General features: G+C 74.4%; 12 protein-coding genes. 10 read left to right on the forward strand and 2 right to left on the reverse strand.

Annotated features, from left to right (window positions below):
- Window positions 1-10 precede the first annotated feature (10 nt).
- Together BH708_RS09925 and BH708_RS09930 are read left to right on the forward strand one after the other, a co-directional pair.
- On the forward strand, window positions 11-1,318 hold the full coding sequence (locus BH708_RS09925) for a M18 family aminopeptidase (RefSeq protein ID WP_076808429.1): 1,308 nt from the start codon (window positions 11-13) through the stop codon (window positions 1,316-1,318).
- Between the two features lie 17 nt (window positions 1,319-1,335).
- Window positions 1,336-3,477 carry an acyltransferase family protein gene (locus BH708_RS09930; protein ID WP_076808430.1) on the forward strand — a complete coding sequence of 714 codons (2,142 nt, stop codon included), beginning with the start codon at window positions 1,336-1,338 and terminating at the stop codon, window positions 3,475-3,477.
- A gap of 31 nt (window positions 3,478-3,508) precedes the next feature.
- Here BH708_RS09930 and BH708_RS09935 read toward each other — a convergent pair whose 3' ends face one another.
- Entirely contained in the window at window positions 3,509-3,787 is a 279-nt protein-coding gene (locus BH708_RS09935) for a hypothetical protein (RefSeq protein ID WP_076808431.1), read from the reverse strand.
- Window positions 3,788-3,841: 54 nt separating this feature from the next.
- Here BH708_RS09935 and BH708_RS09940 point away from each other — a divergent pair, with 54 nt between their 5' ends.
- Window positions 3,842-4,249 (forward strand): hypothetical protein, encoded by a 408-nt coding sequence (locus tag BH708_RS09940; RefSeq protein WP_076808432.1) that lies wholly within the window; start codon window positions 3,842-3,844, stop codon window positions 4,247-4,249.
- Here the strand turns inward: BH708_RS09940 and BH708_RS09945 are convergent.
- Window positions 4,233-5,753, reverse strand: a complete 1,521-nt coding sequence (locus BH708_RS09945) for a glutamyl-tRNA reductase (protein WP_083713457.1) — start codon at window positions 5,751-5,753, stop codon at window positions 4,233-4,235. The genes BH708_RS09940 and BH708_RS09945 overlap by 17 nt on opposite strands.
- Window positions 5,754-6,050: 297 nt before the next feature.
- On the opposite strand from BH708_RS09945, the gene hemE reads away from it, so the two are divergent.
- Genes hemE through hemB form a run of 7 tightly spaced genes read left to right on the forward strand, consistent with a single transcriptional unit; the run spans window position 6,051 to window position 13,332 of the window.
- A complete protein-coding gene (hemE, locus tag BH708_RS09950; RefSeq protein ID WP_076808433.1) occupies window positions 6,051-7,106 on the forward strand; it encodes a uroporphyrinogen decarboxylase in 1,056 nt (351 codons plus the stop codon).
- Window positions 7,103-8,572: an NAD(P)/FAD-dependent oxidoreductase gene (locus tag BH708_RS09955; RefSeq protein WP_076808434.1), complete on the forward strand. Its 1,470-nt coding sequence runs from the start codon at window positions 7,103-7,105 to the stop codon at window positions 8,570-8,572. The genes hemE and BH708_RS09955 overlap by 4 nt, the downstream gene beginning before the upstream one ends.
- Window positions 8,569-9,270 (forward strand): hydrogen peroxide-dependent heme synthase, encoded by a 702-nt coding sequence (hemQ, locus tag BH708_RS09960; protein WP_076808435.1) that lies wholly within the window; start codon window positions 8,569-8,571, stop codon window positions 9,268-9,270. The genes BH708_RS09955 and hemQ overlap by 4 nt, the downstream gene beginning before the upstream one ends.
- A 39-nt stretch (window positions 9,271-9,309) precedes the next feature.
- A complete protein-coding gene (locus BH708_RS09965; RefSeq protein WP_076808436.1) occupies window positions 9,310-10,494 on the forward strand; it encodes a ferrochelatase in 1,185 nt (394 codons plus the stop codon).
- The gene (hemC, locus tag BH708_RS09970; RefSeq protein WP_076808437.1) at window positions 10,491-11,489 is read left to right on the forward strand and encodes a hydroxymethylbilane synthase; all 999 of its coding nucleotides are present in this window, start codon (window positions 10,491-10,493) and stop codon (window positions 11,487-11,489) included. The genes BH708_RS09965 and hemC overlap by 4 nt, the downstream gene beginning before the upstream one ends.
- 7 nt (window positions 11,490-11,496) lie before the next feature.
- Window positions 11,497-12,270, forward strand: coding sequence for a uroporphyrinogen-III synthase (locus BH708_RS09975; RefSeq protein WP_253705538.1), 774 nt, complete (start codon window positions 11,497-11,499; stop codon window positions 12,268-12,270).
- Window positions 12,271-12,303: 33 nt separating this feature from the next.
- Window positions 12,304-13,332 (forward strand): porphobilinogen synthase, encoded by a 1,029-nt coding sequence (gene hemB, locus BH708_RS09980; protein WP_076808439.1) that lies wholly within the window; start codon window positions 12,304-12,306, stop codon window positions 13,330-13,332.
- The last annotated feature ends 48 nt before the right edge of the window (window positions 13,333-13,380 follow it).

The following is a 13,380-nucleotide window of genomic DNA, read 5'->3' on the forward strand; positions in this document are numbered from 1 at the left end:
CAATGAACGGGTGACTCCGCTCTCCGCCGCCGCGCCCTCGCCCCGTGCCCGCACCACCGCCGAAGACCTCGGGGACTTCGTCACCGCCTCCCCCTCGAGCTTCCACGCCGTGGCCGAGTCGGCCCGCCGGCTCGAGCGGGCCGGCTTCACCGCGCTGGAGGAGACCACCCCCTGGGCCCCGGCCGACGTCGCCGGGAACCGCTACGTGGTCCGCGACGGCTCCCTGATCGCCTGGTCCGCCCCGGCCGGCGCCGATGCCACCACCGGATGGCGGATCGTCGGCTCCCACACCGACTCCCCCGCCCTGAAGCTGAAGCCGAACCCGGAGCTGGGCGCCGAGGGCCTGGCCCAGGTGGGCGTCGAGATCTACGGCGGCCCGCTGCTGAACTCCTGGCTGGACCGGGAGCTGCGCCTGGCCGGGCGGCTCGCCCTGGCCGACGGCACCACCGCCCTGGTGGCCACGCCCGGGATCCTGCGCGTCCCCCAGCTCGCCGTGCACCTGGACCGCGCCGTGAACCAGGACGGGCTGCGCCTGGATCCCCAGCGCCACCTGCAGCCGATCCTCGCCCTCGGCGAGAGCGATGTGATGGAGCTGCTGGCCTCGGAGGCCGGCGTCCGCGCCGCGGACATCGTCGGCTTCGACATCGTCACGGTCGACTCCCAGGCCCCGGCCCTGTTCGGAGCCCACGAGGAGTTCCTGGCCTCCGGCCGGCTCGACAACCTCACCTCCGTCCACGCCGAGCTGGAGGCCCTGATCTCGGTCGCGGGCACCGGACCGGAGGCCGGCGCGCCGATCGCGCTGATGGTGGCCAACGACCACGAGGAGGTCGGCTCCTCCTCCCGCTCCGGGGCCGGCGGCCCCTTCCTCGAGGACGTCCTGGTGCGGATGCACGCGGCACTCGGCGGCGACGAGGCCTCGCGCCGTCAGGTGCTCGCCTCCTCGATGGTGCTCTCGGCCGACGCCGGCCACGCCGCCCATCCCAACTATCCCGAGCGCCATGACCCGGTCACGCGGCCCCGTCTCGGCGACGGGCCGATGCTGAAGATCAACGCCCAGCAGCGCTACGCCACCGATGCCGTGGGGATCGCGGCCTTCGTCGCCGCCTGCGAGAGCGCCGGGGTGCCCTACCAGACCTTCGTGTCGAACAATGCCATGCCCTGCGGATCCACCATCGGACCGATCACCGCGACCCGGCTCGGGATGACCACCGTCGACGTCGGCCTCACCCTGCTGTCGATGCATTCGGCCCGGGAGATGTGCGCGAGTGCGGACCCGCTGCTGCTGCAGCAGGCCTGCGCCGCGTTCCTGCGCGGCTGACGCGTCCACGCGCCCTGATGACTCACGACGCTCCGGCGTCCGCCCCCGGGGCCGGCTCCGACGGGCCCGTGCCCGCTCCCGCCCTCTCGACCCACGCCGGGCGGTTCCGGCCCGAGCTGCACGGGCTGCGCGGGCTGGCGATCGCTCTGGTCGTGCTGTACCACGTGTGGTTCGACCGGGTCTCGGGCGGGGTCGACGTGTTCCTGTTCATCTCCTCGTTCCTGCTGGTCGGAACGTTCCTGCGGATCATCGACCGGGGCGGCGCGACGAGGCCGCTCGCCTACTGGGCCCGCACCTTCAAGCGTCTGCTGCCGCCGACGGCGGTGGTCTCGCTGGCAACCCTGGCCGGGGTCTGGCTGATCCTGCCGCCGCAGCGCTGGATGCCCGCCCTGACCGATGCCGCCGGTTCCCTGCTGCACGTGCAGAACTGGGTGCTGATCCGGCGCGGGGTGGACTACTACGCGGCCGACGCGGCAGGGCCCTCCCCCTTCCAGCACTTCTGGTCGCTGTCCATCCAAGGGCAGGTGTTCCTGGCCTGGCCGCTGCTGATCGCCCTGGCCGTGGTGGCGGCGCGGCTGCTGCGCCGCCCCGTGCGACCGGTGCTGGCCGTGGTGTTCGCGGCGGTGCTGGTGGCCTCCTTCGTCTGGTCGGTGCACTCGACCGCCAGCCAGCAGCAGATCGCCTACTTCGACACGTTCACCCGGCTGTGGGAGTTCGCCGCCGGCAGCCTGCTGGGCCTGCTGCTGCCCTGGTGGGAAGCGCGCAGCGCCACGCGTCGGGCCGGGCGGGGTCGGCATCGCGCGAAGACCCCGGGGGGTGTGGCGCCGCGGGTGGTGGCGGGCTGGCTGGGGATCGCCGGCCTGGTCTCCTGCGGGCTGCTGATCGACGTGGAGGGGGCTTTCCCCGGATGGATCGCCGCCTGGCCCCTGGCCGCCGCGGCCCTGGTGCTCGTCGTCGGCACCACCGGCCACCGGCTGTCGGTGGACCATCTGCTCGCCACCGGCCCCGCGAAGGTGCTCGGGGACATCTCCTACGCCCTGTACCTGGTGCACTGGCCGCTGCTGACCCTGTACCTCGCCCACACCGGGGAACCGCGCGCCGGTCTGCTCGACGGCCTGGTGCTGATCCTGGTCTCGCTCGCAGCCGCGTGGCTGCTGACCCGATTCGTGGACACCCCGGTCCGGCGCTGGCCCTGGGCCGGTGCCCGGGCCCGACGCTCCGGCCTGGTCGCCGTCGCCTGCCTGGTGCTCGGCCTCGCCCCGGTGATCGGTGCCCAGCAGTACCTTCTGGCCGGGCAGCGGGCGGCGGAGACCCAGGCCGCGGCCGACAATCCCGGCGCCCGGGTGCTGGCCGAGGACTACGAGCCCGCGCCCGGGGCGGATCCGTCGGCCGCCGTGATCCCCACCGCGGCCCTGGTCGGCGAGGACTGGGTCAGCGGGGACGAGGAGTGCACCGAGCAGCTGGCGCCCCGCGGCACGGAGGCCGAGCAGCTCGGCGCCCTGTGCCGCGTCGTGCCCGGGGAGAGCGTGGACGCCCCGGTGATCGTCAGCGTCGGCGATTCGCGGATGGAGCAGTTCTCCGCGTCCCTGATCGAACTCGCGCAGCGCGAGGGCTGGACCCTGGTGACGCTGTGGAAGGGCGGCTGCACCTTCGCCCCGGACGCCGGGATCAGTCCGGACTGCGATGCCTTCTCGCAGGCCGCGGCCGACTATCTCGACCGCATCGACCCCGAGGCCGTGGCCCTGGCCACCACCGCCTTCGGCCGCGACGGGACCGAGACCCTCACCCCGGGTATGGACACGACCCTTCCCGCGATCACCGGGCGCGGGACCACCGTGCTGGCCGTGCGCGCCCTGCCGCGCTTCACGGAGGACCCGGCCCAGTGCGCGGCCGAGCACGGCCCCGATGCCGCCGCCTGCGAGGTCCCGCTGCCCGTGCCGCTGACCGAGCAGCGGCCCGACGCGGAGCTGCTGAGCACCGTCGGCGAGAAGGCGGTGCCGGTCGATCCGGTTCCGCTGGTCTGCCCGGAGGGGACCTGTTCCCCGGTCATCGGCAAGGTGATGGTCTTCCTCGACGGCGACCACCTCACCGGCACCTACGCCGCCACGATGCAGGACGGCGTCGACGCCCAGCTGGCCGCGGGCGGCTTCGATTGGTGACCCGCACCGGTCCGTGCGACGCCGGGCGCGGTCAGGGCCCCTCGACGCCGCGCCGCGCGATCTCCTCGACCGCGGCCACGGCGGCGCGGGCCCGGCTGACGGCCTGGTGGTCGGGGCCGTGCTCGCGGCGGGCGTCCTTGAGCAGCTCGTCGGCCTGGTAGAAGGCGTCCTCGAGGTGCCCTGCCTCGGCGGTCGCCTCGGCGAGCTCGGCCCGCAGCTCGACCGCCTCCGGGGTGAGGGACTCGCCGGTCTCGAGCAGGTCGAGCAGGCGACGGGTGGACTCGTGGATGCGCTGCTGCGGGGTGCTCATCGTCCGATCCTACGGCCCGCCCCGGCGTCTCGTGGGCGGTAGTCTGGGCAGGCCATGGAGATCAATCCCTACGAGTCGCGTCTGCGCATGCTGCAGCAGATCGACGGGGTGCAGATGCAGCGCGAGGCGGCCCCGGACGAGGAGACCGCCGGCTGCCCGGGCTGCCCGTACTTCTGGACCTGCCCGGTCCCGCATCGCGGTGAGGTGGTCTCCGCCCCGCAGGAGATCGAGCCGGCGGACGCCCGGGACGTCCTCGGCCCGCGCCGCAGCTACCGCCCGCGCGACGAGTCCGACGTCGGATGGACCGACGACTGGGTCGACGAGGAGGGGCTGCGGATCGAGCGCGAGGACCTCGAGGATGCGGAGCCGCCCGCATCACCGGAGCCGCGATCCCGTCAGCGCGACCGTCGCGCCGAGCGGGGCCGGCCCCCGCGGCGGGGTCTGTTCAGGCGTCGGGGCTGACGCGCCCGCCCGTGCCGGGATCGGCATCGCCCGCGCCCCGGCCGAACCCGGCCGGGCAGTGGTCCTCGCGCAGTGCGAGGCGGGCGAGGGTCGCGGTGGCGACGGACTCCGAGGCCTGTGCGCCCAGGTCATCGATCCGCGGGGCGTCCGTCCCCGGTGCCCGGTCGGTCAGCTGCGGCGGGACCGTGCGGTCCACCCGCATCCAGCCGGCCGGGACGACGTCGTCGGAGTCGCTCGTCCCGTCGGCCGTGGTCCCGGAGGAGATGTCGATCCCGAAGATGGTGTGGAAGGCCTCGACGTAGGCGTCGGCGAAGCCGGCCTCGGCCAGGTGCCGGGCCCGTTCGGCGGGGTGGTGCATGACCTTGGCGAGGATCCTGCGCACGCTGCGGTCGAGCACGTCGGCGGTCTCCCCCGCGACCTCGCGGCGCAGCCGGTCGATCTCGTCGTCGGCGGCGTCGGCCACCTCGCGGCGCATGGCGGCCATCGCGGGATCGATGCGGCGCACCTCCTGCTGGGCGCGGAAGGCCTCCGCGGTCTCCTCGACGATCTCGCGCGCCGCGGTCAGCGCCGGGTCGTCGCCGGCCCCGACCCCGAGCGTGAGGTCGCTCAGCCCCAGCACGGTCACGCCCTTGAGGTGGCGGACCAGCGGGTGCAGGTCGGAGTGCAGGGCGAGGTCCAGCACGACGGTGCGTCCGGCGCCGAGGAACTGCTCGGGGAACAGCGAGGTGCCGCGGCCGGAGCAGGCCAGCACCAGGTCCGCCTCGCGCAGCGCGCGGTCCAGGCCGTCCACGGCGACCACCTCGGCGCCGTGGCGCTCGGCGAAGCCGGCGGCGCGTCCCGAGGGGGAGAACACCCGCAGATCGGTGACGCCGCGCCGGGCCAGCTCGGCCAGCCCCAGGCGGGCGTAGGCGCCGGTGCCGACGATCAGCACGGTGCGCGACTCGAAGCCCCCGAGCTCGAGCCCGGCCCGCTGCACCGCGACCGCCGCACCGGAGCGTCCGGCGGCGCCGACGGGGGCCTGGGTCGCGACCCGCTTCGCGCAGCGGAAACCGTGCTGGAAGAGATCGTGGAGCATCGAGGTGGTGCGGCCGTCGCGGCGGGCGGCCTCGTAGGACTGGCGCACCTGACCGGCGATCTCGGCCTCGCCGAGCACCAGGGAGCGCAGTCCGGAGGTGACCTCGTACAGGTGCTGCGGGACGGGGGCGTCCATCGCGGCGTCGAAGCACAGCGAGACCACGTCGCGCTCGAGCCCGCTGGTGCGGGCGATCGCGTCGATCACGAGGTCGATGCCCTCGTGGAAGCGGTCCACGTCGAGGTAGACCTCGAGGCGGTTGCAGGTGCTGACCACCACCTGCCCGGCCACCACCGGGGCGGCGCCGCTCGCCTCCGCCCGCTCGGTCTGGAGCTGCTCGATGACCGCCGGAAGGGTGCCCGCGTCACGGGTCAGGGCGTCGAGCACCTCGAGATCGAGATGCTCATGGGTGGCACGGAGGGCGGCGAGCATGTCCGCAGTCTAGGCCCGCCCGCCGACGGGCCGAAGAGGCTGGATCGACCTTTCGGGAAGCATGTGCACAATGGGTGCGTCATGACACAGAACAGCACGTCAGAGCCACCTTATGCCGACATCGCGTCAGATCGATCGCGACGCGTGTCAGAAACCGGGATCGCCGCAGGCCCACGCGGTGGCAGCACTCCTGACGACTCCGCAGCGGCCGTCTCCCCGACCCTCGACGCAGCCCCCGACGGCGCCTCCGCGCTGCCTCCCGGACATCCCGCCGGACGGTCCGTCGACGAGGGCGGTGTGGCCGACGCCTCGCTCCTGCGAGAGCTCAGAGGTGACCGAGCAGACACCCCCAGCGTGTGGTTCATGCGACAGGCCGGCCGCTCCCTGCCGGAGTACCGCGCCCTGCGCGAGGGCACCACGATGCTGGATTCCTGCGTGCGCCCCGAGATGGCCGCGGAGATCACCCTCCAGCCCGTGCGCCGCCACCGCGTCGACGCCGGAATCTTCTTCTCCGACATCGTGGTCCCCGCCCGCCAGGCAGGTCTCGGCGTCGAGATCCGGCCCGGCGTCGGCCCCGTCTTCGAGCACCCGATCCGCACCGAGGCCGACGTCGACGCCCTGCCCCCGCTCGACGACGAGTACTCAGCGGCGCTCGAACCGATCCGGGAGGCCGTGCGGCTGACCGTCGCCGAGCTCGGCACCACCCCGCTGATCGGTTTCGCCGGCGCCCCCTTCACCGTGGCCAGCTACATGGTCGAGGGAGGTCCCAGCCGCGACCACCTGCGCACCCGCGCCCTGATGCGCTCCCGGCCCGAGGTGTGGGAGCGTCTGGCGCGCTGGGTCGCCGAGCTCTCGGGCCGCTTCCTGCGCGCCCAGGTGCTGGCCGGGGCCTCCGCGGTGCAGCTGTTCGACTCCTGGGTGGGTGCTCTCGGCGCCGACATGTACACCGCCCACGTCCAGCCCCATTCGGCCGCCGCGCTCGCGCGCGTCGCCGACCTGCCGGTCCCGCGCATCCACTTCGGGGTGGGCGCCGCGCACCTGCTGCCCCAGATGTGGGACGCCGGGGCGACCGTGATGGGCGTGGACCATCGCCTGCGCCTGGACCAGGCGCTCGACGTCCTCCCCGCGGGGGCCCCGATCCAGGGCAACATCGACCCTGCGGTGCTGTTCACCTCCGAGCAGGCCCGCTTCGCCGAGGCCCGCGACGTGCTGGCGGCCGGGTCCCGGGCGAGCGGGCACGTGGTCAACCTCGGCCACGGCGTCCCGCCGGACACCGATCCGCAGGTCCTGACCGACCTGGTGAGCTTCCTGCACGAGCAGGACGCGCACGGGACGGACGCGCACCGGGCATGAGCGAGCGCACCCTCGTCGTCGGCGGCGGCCTCGCGGGGCTGCTGGCCGCCCGTCGCCATCAGCGCGCCGGGCACCGGACGGTGCTGCTCGAGGCCACCGGCACCGCGGGCGGGGCGATCGCAGCGGTCGAGCTCCCGGGCGAGGACGCCGCCGCGGACCTCGCGCTGAACGCGGGCGCGGAAGCGTACGCCACCGGTTCCGGCGCGGTCGACGCCCTGGTCGCGGAGCTGGGCCTGGCCGAGCTCGTCGTGGCCCCACGGGAGGGCCTCGGCAGCCGGGTGGTCTCCGACGCCGGGGTGCACCGCGCCCCGGGCGGGTCGCTGCTGGGCATCCCGGGCCACCCGCTGGCCGCCGACGTCCGTGCCGTGCTCGGCACCCGGGCCGCCCTGCGCGCGAGCCTGGAGCGGTTCCTGCCCGCCCGGGTCGGCGCCCGGTCCGGCGCGAGCGTCGCCGAGGTGGTCACCCGGCGGCTCGGGCCCGCGGTGCTCGAACGGCTGGTCGCCCCGATCGTCGGCGGGGTGCACTCCGCCGATCCCGCGACTCTCGAGTTCGCCGCCGGCTCCTCGCAGCTCAGCGCGGGCCTGGCCGAGCACGGCTCCCTGACCGGGGCCGTCCGCCGTCTGCGCGGGGGCAGCACCGCGAGCGCCGGCACCCGCGTCCACTCCCTCGCCCCCACCCTCGCCGCGCTGCCCGACGCGCTGCGGGACGAGTTCCTCGCGGCCGGCGGCATCGTCCGCACCGGAATCACGGCCCGCGCCGTGGAGCGCTCCGGGGCCGACTGGGTGGTGCGCACCGAGCGCGACGAGAGCCTCACGGCGGACCGCCTGGTCCTCGCCTGCCCGCCCGACACCGCCCACGACCTGCTGGCCACTGCGGGCGGGGACCTCCGCGAGATCGCCGAGGCGATCCCCCAGGCCCCGTCGGCCGCCGTACGACTGGCCGTGCTGGTGCTCGACGCGCCGGCGCTGGACGCCTTCCCCTCCGGCACCGGCGCCCTGGTCGCGCCGGGCACCGCGGGGATCCGGGCGAAGGCCCTGACCCACGCGAGCGCCAAGTGGGCCCACGTCCAGCGGCTGGCCCGCACGGCACTGCCGTCGGCCCGGAGCCCGCACGTGGTGCGGCTGTCCTACGGTCGTCCCGGGGAGGAGCTGCCGCCGCGCGAGGAGATCGTCGACCTGGCCCTCGCCGACGCCTCCCGGATCCTCGGCACCGAGCTGGGTCCCGAGCAGCTGCGCGCCGCGCGTGTGATCGACTGGGACCGGGCGATGCGCCAGGCCCGGCCCGGCCATCGCGCCGCCCTCGAGACCCTCGGCGAGCTGCTCACCGCGCTCCCGGCCGCCCGCACCCTCGAACTCGTCGGCTCCTGGCGGGCCGGCACCGGCATCGACGCGATCGTCCGCGCCGACGCCGCCACCTCGGACTCATCCGCTCCTGATTCATCCACCCCGGAAGGACCCCGCTCATGACCGCCCCCGAAGAGCTCGCGAAGACCACCCGCTACACCAGCTACACCGTCTTCCGCCGGATCTCCGGCCTGACCGAGGACGGCGAGGTCACCACCGAGCAGATCACCGCCGCCCTCGGCGACGTCACCGGACTGATGAGCGCGGAGGGGGCCGAGATCCTGGGCTTCTACGACGTCTCCGGCTTCCGGGCCGAGGCCGATCTGATGCTCTGGCTCGCCGCCGACGACCCGGCGGCCCTGCAGTCCGCGCTGCGCGAGTTCGAGCGCTCCCTGCCGGGCACCTGGCTGCACCGCGAGTGGGCCGGCGTCGGCGTGCACCGGATGGCGGAGTTCGCCCGCGGCCACGTGCCCTCCTACATGGTGCCCGGCAGCGAGCGGAAGGAGTGGATCACCGTCTACCCCTTCGTGCGCAGCTACGACTGGTACCTCCTGCCCGAGGACGAGCGCAACCGGATGCTGCGCGAGCACGGGATGCTGGGCCGCGAGTACCCGCAGGTGAACGCCAACACGGTGGCGGCCTTCGCCCTCGGCGACTACGAGTGGCTGCTGTCCTTCGAAGCGGATGATCTGCACGAGCTGGTCGACATGATGCGCCACCTGCGCTACTCCGACGCCCGTCTGCACGTGCGCGACGAGCTCCCCTTCCACACCGGACGCCGGCTCGCCGCCCTCGAGGACGTCGCCGAGCTGCTCGCCTGAGCACCCCGCCATCCACCCGTTCCCGGAGGAACACCACCGATGACCATTCCCCCGCTCGATACGACCCAGTACGACGCGATCCTGTTCGCCTCCTTCGGGGGCCCCGAGGGGCAGGAGGACGTGATCCCTTTCCTGCGCAACGTCACCGCCGGCCGCGGCGTGCCCGATGAGCGTCTCGAGGAGGTCGCCGGCCACTACCGCGCCCTCGGCGGACGCTCCCCCATCACCGCCCAGAACCGCGCGATGATCGCGGCGCTGGAGACGGAGCTCGCCTCCCGCGAGATCGATCTGCCGATCTACTTCGGCAACCGCAACTGGGAGCCGTACACGGCCGAGGCGATCTCCTCGCTGCACGCCGACGGGCACCGCCGCGTGCTCGCCCTGCTCACCAGCGCCTACTCCTCCTACTCCGGATGCCGCCAGTACCGCGAGGACTTCGCGCGTCGCCTGGACCAGGCGGGCCTGCTGGACGAGGTCACCATCGACAAGACCCGCTCCTACTTCAACCACCCCGGCTTCCTGGCCCCGGTGGTCGACGGGGTGCGAGCGGCGCTGGCCGACCTCGAGCGCGCCGGGCACGACACCGACCAGGTGCGGGTGCTGTTCTCGACCCACTCGATCCCCACGGCGATGAACGACGCCTCGGGACCGGTCACCCCGGACGGCCAGGCGCAGGGCGACTGGTACGTGCGCCAGCACCTGGCCGCCTGCCGCTACGTCATGGACCAGCTGCACGACGATCTGCCGGTCGAGCCGGCGTGGGAGCTGGTCTACCAGTCCCGCTCGGGGTCCCCGCACACCCCATGGCTCGAGCCCGACGTCAACGACGTCATCGAGCGCGTCGCCGAGGACGGCTCCGCCGAGGCGGTGGTCGTGGTGCCGATCGGCTTCGTCACCGACCACGTCGAGGTGATCTGGGACCTGGACACCGAGGCGAAGGAGACCGCTGAGCAGAAGCAGCTGGCCTTCCGCCGCGTCGCCACCTCCGGCACCGATCCGCGCTTCATCGCCGCGCTGGCGGACATCGTCGCCGAGCACCTCGACCCCTCGCGGGAGCGGGCGGCGGTCACCGAGCTCGGGGCGGTCGAGGACGTGTGCGGCCACAACTGCTGCCAGACGGGAGCCGGCACGGCGGTGCCGGCCGAGCAGAGCGTGAACACCCTGGCCGAGATCGCGGCGCACCTGCGCGAGCGGGAGGCGGCCCCGGCGGGAGCGTCCTCATGACAGCCGGCTCGGCCCCGCTGCGGATCGGCACCCGCGCCTCCGCCCTCGCCCTGACCCAGTCGGGACAGGTGGGCGAGGCCCTGGTCGAGAGCACCGGCCGCGAGGTCGAGCTGGTCCACGTGAGCACCCACGGCGACATCGACCGCACCAGCCCGCTCGCCCAGATCGGCGGCACCGGCGTGTTCGTCACGGCCGTGCGCCAGGCGCTGCTGGACGGCACGGTCGACGTGGTGGTCCATTCCTGCAAGGACCTGCCCACCGCAGAGCTTCCGGACATCCGCATGGCCTGCATCCCGCCCCGGGAGGACCCCCGCGACGCCCTCTGCGCCCGCGACGGGCTGCGTCTCGAGGAGCTGCCCGAGGGAGCGAGCGTCGGCACCGGCTCCCCGCGCCGAGCCGCGCAGCTGCTGCGCGCCCGCCCGGATCTGGACGTGCGGGCGATCCGCGGCAACGTCGAGACGCGCCTGGCCCGGGCCCTCGGCGAGGACGCGGACCTCGACGCCGTGGTGCTGGCCGCCTCCGGTCTGCAGCGGGTGGGCCGCGACGCGGTGATCAGCCAGCTGCTGCCGGTGGAGATCATGCTCCCCGCCCCGGCCCAGGGTGCGCTGGCGGTCGAGGCCACCGTCGCCGCCCTGGACGGTGCCACGGCGGATACCGCCCCGGCCTGGTTCGGGCCGCGGATGGCCGCCGTGGACGACCCGGTCACCCGCGCCGCGGTCACCGCGGAGCGGGCGCTGCTGCGGGCGCTGGAGGCGGGCTGCTCCGCCCCGGTCGGCGCCTACGGCGAGATCCTCGGGGACAAGCTCCAGCTGCGGGCGCTCGCGATCCGGCCCGACGGCTCCCACGTGGTCGAGGGCTCGGCACGCGTCGCCTTCGACCCGGCCGAGGACGCCGCCTCCGGACAGCACTCGCTGCCCTTCCGGCTCGGCACCGAGCTCGCGGCGGACCTGCTCGAGCGCGGCGCCGGGCAGATCCTGGCCGAGGCGAAGGCCTGATCCGCCGATGAGCGCTCCAATGCCGACGTCGTCCCGCCCCGTGCTGGTCACCCGACCGACCGGGCGCGCGGGCGCGCTGGTGACCCTGCTCGAGCAGCAGGGCCTGGTCGTCGAGCATCGGCCGCTCGTCCGTCTCACGCTCGAGGGCGGGGCGGAACTCGCCGCGGCGTGCGAGCGGCTCGCCGCCGGGGCGTACACGCACCTGGTGGTCACCTCCCGCACGACGGTCGAGGCGCTCCTGGCCGCGTCGAGTACGGGAACCGCACCGCGTCTCGTCATCCCGGCGACCACCCAGGTCGTCGCCGTCGGCACCGGAACTGCGGAGGCCCTCGCCGCCGCCGGCGCCCCGGCCTCCCTGGTCGCGGACGGATCCGGCGCAGCGCTGGTGGAGATGATGCCTCCGGTGGCCGACGGGACGGCCGAGGCGCTGCTGCCCGCCTCGGCGGCCGCCTCCCCGACCGTGCCCGAGGGGCTGGCGGCGAAGGGCTATCGCCTCGAACAGGTCATCGCGTACCGCCCCGGGACCGTGCCCTTGCCGGCCGCGACCGCCGACGCCCTCCGCCGCGGCGAGTACGGTGCGATCGTGCTGACCAGTCCGATGATCGCCCGCGCCGCGGCCGCCGTCGGGGTGCACGGCTCGACCGCCGTGATCACGATCGGGGGCCCCACCGACGAGGCCGCTCGCGCAGCCGGTCTCCCCACTCCCGTGCAGGCGGAGGCCCCGACCGACGACGCGCTCGTCGGCGCGGTGCTGTCCGCGCTGGCCTCCCGCCCTTCCTGAACCGCCCCGCCCCTCCGTCCGAAGGAGTTCCTCATGACCGTCCCGGACCGCTTCGGCCCCACCCCGATCGACCGCCCCCGTCGGCTGCGATCCACCCCCGCGATGCGCTCGCTGGTGCGTGAACACACCGTGCGTCCCGCGGACCTCGTGCTGCCGATGTTCGTGCGGGAGGGCGCACGGGAGAACACGCCGATCTCCTCCATGCCCGGCGTCGTCCAGCACACGATGGACTCCCTGGTGCGCGCCGCGGCCGAGGCGACCGAGGGTGGCGTCGGCGGGGTGATGCTCTTCGGCGTGCCCGAGCACAAGGACGCCGTCGGCTCCGGGGCGACGGATCCGGACGGCATCTTGAATCGAGCGCTGGCCCGACTGCGCTACGAGCTGGGCGATGACACCGTGATCATGGCGGACCTGTGCCTGGATGAGTTCACCGACCACGGCCACTGCGGGGTGCTCGATACCGACGGGCGCGTGGACAACGATGCGACGCTGCTGCGGTACCGCGAGATGGCGCTGGCCCAGGCCGAGGCGGGCGCCCACCTGCTGGGACCCTCGGGGATGATGGACGGTCAGATCGCCGCGATCCGCGACGCCCTCGATGCCGCCGGGCACCTGGAGACCGCGATCTACGCCTACACCGCGAAGTACGCCTCGGCGTTCTACGGACCCTTCCGCGAGGCCGTCGACTCCTCGCTGCAGGGCGACCGGCGCACCTATCAGCAGGATCCCGCCAATGGCCAGGAGGCGCTGCGCGAGCTGGAGCTCGACGTGGCCGAGGGCGCGGACCTGGCGATGGTCAAGCCCGGCCTGCCCTATCTCGACGTACTGCGGGAGGTCGCCGCGGCCTCGCCCGTGCCGGTGGGGGCCTACCAGGTCTCCGGCGAATACGCGATGATCGAGGCGGCGGCCGCGAACGGCTGGATCGACCGGGACCGCACCGTGCTGGAGTCTCTGCTGGCCTTCCGCCGCGCGGGCGCCTCGACCGTGCTGACCTACTACGCCGGCGAGGTCGCGGGCTGGTACCGCGACGGCCTGCCCGCCCACCTGCGCGAGTTCCGGTGACGCACGCCCCGGCGAACCCTCGCCCCGAGACCGCCCGACCCGACCACC

The sequence above is a fragment of the Brachybacterium sp. P6-10-X1 genome, from assembly GCF_001969445.1.
Taxonomy (GTDB): Bacteria; Actinomycetota; Actinomycetes; order Actinomycetales; family Dermabacteraceae; genus Brachybacterium.